Source organism: Corynebacterium sp. HMSC070E08 (genome assembly GCF_001808895.1).
Classification (GTDB): Bacteria; Actinomycetota; Actinomycetes; order Mycobacteriales; family Mycobacteriaceae; genus Corynebacterium; species Corynebacterium hiratae.
On record NZ_KV794737.1, the window covers coordinates 1 to 3,606 of the forward strand.

General features: G+C 58.6%; 2 protein-coding genes. Both read left to right on the top strand.

Features of this window, described 5'->3' with window-relative positions; translation table 11 throughout:
* The first annotated feature begins 131 nt into the window (after positions 1-131).
* The gene (locus tag HMPREF2526_RS02755) at positions 132-2,522 is read left to right on the top strand and encodes a glycogen/starch/alpha-glucan phosphorylase (RefSeq protein ID WP_049155336.1); all 2,391 of its coding nucleotides are present in this window, start codon (positions 132-134) and stop codon (positions 2,520-2,522) included.
* Between the two features lie 276 nt (positions 2,523-2,798).
* On the top strand, positions 2,799-3,606 hold an 808-nt coding region (locus HMPREF2526_RS02760; RefSeq protein WP_148139530.1), incomplete at its 3' end, for an IS1634 family transposase.

The window sequence follows — 3,606 nt, forward strand, 5'->3', positions numbered from 1 at the left end:
CCCGACGTGTCTACTTTCCGGGGGTCAGGCCCTTTTCCGTACTCAACGCGGTCTGCGAGTGAGTACGGAACTGGTTAAGCTTGGGAGTTGGTATTTTTCCGCATTTTTTATGCCTAAGGTGAAGGATTCTCATGAGTCAACCCCAGCACTCCGATTTTCAGACCGCAGTTCCCGGACACGTCCGCGCCGCCGCCGGCGTCTCCCCCACCGCTGCCACCAACCGCAAGTTCTGGTCCGGCCTGTCCTCCTCGGTAATGGAGCAGATTGCGGACAACTGGGAAGCCACCCGCAGCGCCTACGCCGCCACCCGCCAGCAGCACTACTTCTCGGCTGAATTCCTGCAGGGTCGAGCCCTGCTCAACAACCTCACCAACATCGGCCTCGTCGACGAGGCCCGCGCCGCCACCCAGGCCACCGGCCACGAATTGGCCGATGTCCTCGAGGCCGAGCACGATGCCGCGCTAGGAAACGGCGGTTTGGGCCGCCTGGCTGCCTGCTTCCTCGACTCCGCTGTCACCCAAGACTTCCCCGTCACCGGCTACGGTCTGCTCTACCGCTACGGCCTGTTCCGTCAGTCCTTTGACAACGGCTTCCAGCGCGAAGAGCCGGATGCGTGGATGGAGAATGGCTATGACTTCATCATTCGCCGCGCCTCCGAGCAGCGCCTGGTCCATTTCGATGACATGGATGTCCGCGCTATCCCCTATGACATGCCGATTACCGGCTATGGAACCGACAACGTGGGCACGCTGCGCTTGTGGAAGTCCGAGCCCATCGATGAGTTCGATTACGACGCCTTCAACTCGCAGCGCTTCACCGAGGCCATCGTGGAGCGCGAGCGAGTCATGGATATCTGCCGTGTCCTCTACCCCAACGACACCACCTACGAGGGCAAGGTTCTGCGCGTTCGCCAGCAGTACTTCTTCGTGTCCGCCTCGCTGCAGCAGATGATCGACAATTACATCGAACACCACGGCGAGGATCTCACCGGCTTCGCCGAGTACAACTGCATCCAGCTCAATGACACCCACCCGGTGCTTGCCATTCCAGAGCTGCTCCGCCTGCTTCTCGACGAACACGGAATGGGCTGGGACGAGGCATGGAAGGTCGTCACCGAGACCTTTGCCTACACCAACCACACGGTGCTGGCAGAGGCCCTGGAAAGCTGGGAGATCTCCATCTTCCAGAAGCTCTTCTGGCGCATCTGGGAGCTCGTGGAAGAGATTGACCGCCGCTTCCGCGAGGACATGGCCCAGCGCGGCCTCGACCAGGGCCGCATCGATTACATGGCCCCGGTGTCCGATGGCCACGTCCACATGGCATGGATTGCTTGCTACGCCGCTTATTCCATCAACGGCGTGGCGGCGCTGCACACCGAGATCATCAAGGCAGACACGCTGTCTGAGTGGTACGAACTGTGGCCGGAGAAGTTCAATAACAAGACCAACGGCGTCACCCCGCGCCGCTGGCTGCGCATGTGCAACCCGCGTCTGTCCGACCTGCTCACTGAGCAGGCTGGTTCCGATGCCTGGGTCACCGATCTGACTGAGCTGGCCAAACTGGATTCCTTGGCCGAGGACGAGAAGGTGCTGCGCCAGCTCATCAACATCAAGCGCGCCAACAAGCAGGACTTTGCCGCATGGATTGAGGCACACCAAGGCGCCACGGTGGATCCGGATTCGATCTTCGACGTCCAGATCAAGCGCCTGCACGAGTACAAGCGTCAGCTGATGAACGCTCTGTACATTCTGGACCTGTACTTCCGTATCAAGGTCGACGGCGAAACCGTTCCGAAGCGCACCTTCATTTTCGGCGCGAAGGCCGCCCCGGGCTACGTTCGCGCAAAGGCCATCATCAAGCTCATCAACACCATCGGTGACTTGGTCAACAACGACCCGGCCACCAAGGACGTGCTCAACGTGGTCTTTGTGGAGAACTACAACGTCTCCCCTGCCGAGCACATCATCCCTGCCGCCGATGTCTCCGAGCAGATCTCCGTGGCCGGCAAGGAGGCCTCCGGCACCTCCAACATGAAGTTCATGATGAACGGTGCACTGACCCTGGGCACGATGGATGGCGCCAACGTCGAGATCGTCGAGGCAGTGGGCGAAGAGAATGCTTACATCTTCGGCGCCCGCAACGAGGAGATCCCGCAGCTTCGCGCCGAGTACAACCCGGGCGAGCTCTACAACACGGTTCCGGGCCTGTCCCGCGTCCTCGATGCCTTTACCGATGGCACGTTGGGCTCTGAGAACGCCGGGATGTTTGGGGATCTGCGCTCCTCGCTGCTCGACGGCTTTGGTGAGCACGCTCAGGACACCTACTACGTCCTCGGAGATTTCGCAGACTACCGCGAGACCCGTGACCGCATGGCTGCCGACTATGACGCCGACGAGATGGCATGGGCCAAGAAGGCTTGGCTCAACATCTGCTACTCCGGGCGCTTCTCTTCCGACCGCACCATCGCTGACTATGCCAACGAGGTGTGGAAGCTGGCCCCGACCCCCATTTCCAACGTCTAGACAAAAACGTCTAGACAAAAAAGGGATTAATAGACGCACTGTTGCCTATTAACCCCCGACGGGCTTTCCTCACAGACAAAGCGCCGCCTCACCACCGTTCCTCCTTCCCACTTAGTGGGTAAGGAAGCAACCGGGGTGAGGCGGCGCTGCCTGACTTGGCTCACGGTTAGGTGATGAAGGTCACCCTTGACATTGTGGCCTGGAGGTTTGGTGTTGTGGCGGTTATTTTTTCGGCACTAAGCGGGTATCGGCGGGGGTAGCCGGTAGTCTGATTTTGTGAGTCCATACATTCGCACTGTCAAGACCGCTTCCGGGGCGACGGCGGTTCAGGTGGTGTGGTCTGAGCATCGAGGGTCGAAAAAGCTTCAACAGGTCGGATCAGGACACTCACCTGATCAAGTTGAGCAGCTTAAAGCCCAGGCCCGGCGTCTTATTGATGCAGATCAACTCACCCTTGATCTTGGAGTAGAGCCTTCAGCAAGCAGGGGAACCGCTGATGACCCGGTGCCGGTGACAGCACAGCGAGCTGGTTACTTGTTGGACTGTATTGATGCGTGTTTCAACGAGTTAGGTCTTGCTGCAGCAAGCGGTGATGATCCGGTGTTTCGCGATCTGGTACGCGCTCGGTTGATTAATCCTGGTTCGAAGTTTGATTCGATTGAAACCCTGGCTGAAGTTGGGGTGACAAGCGCAAGCTACGCCACGATTAAACGCCGACTACCTGGCTTTGCTACAGATGCCTTCGGCGAAGGATTAACCCAAGTGCTGGCGCATCATGCAGGTATCGGTCCAGGCACATTCATCTTGTACGACGTGACCACCTTGTACTTCGAAACCGATACTCCTGATGAGCTTCGCAAACCCGGATTTTCCAAAGAGCGCCGTATAGAGCCGCAAATCCTTGTCGGGCTGCTTACTGATGCCACTGGTTTTCCACTACATGTTGGAGCGTTTGCCGGAAACTCGGCAGAAACCCACACGATGCTGCCAATGATCACACGGTTCCAAGAGGCCTACCAACTCGACGAAGTCACCGTCGTTGCTGATGCAGGCATGTTTTCAGCGGCGAACAAACAAGCATTGA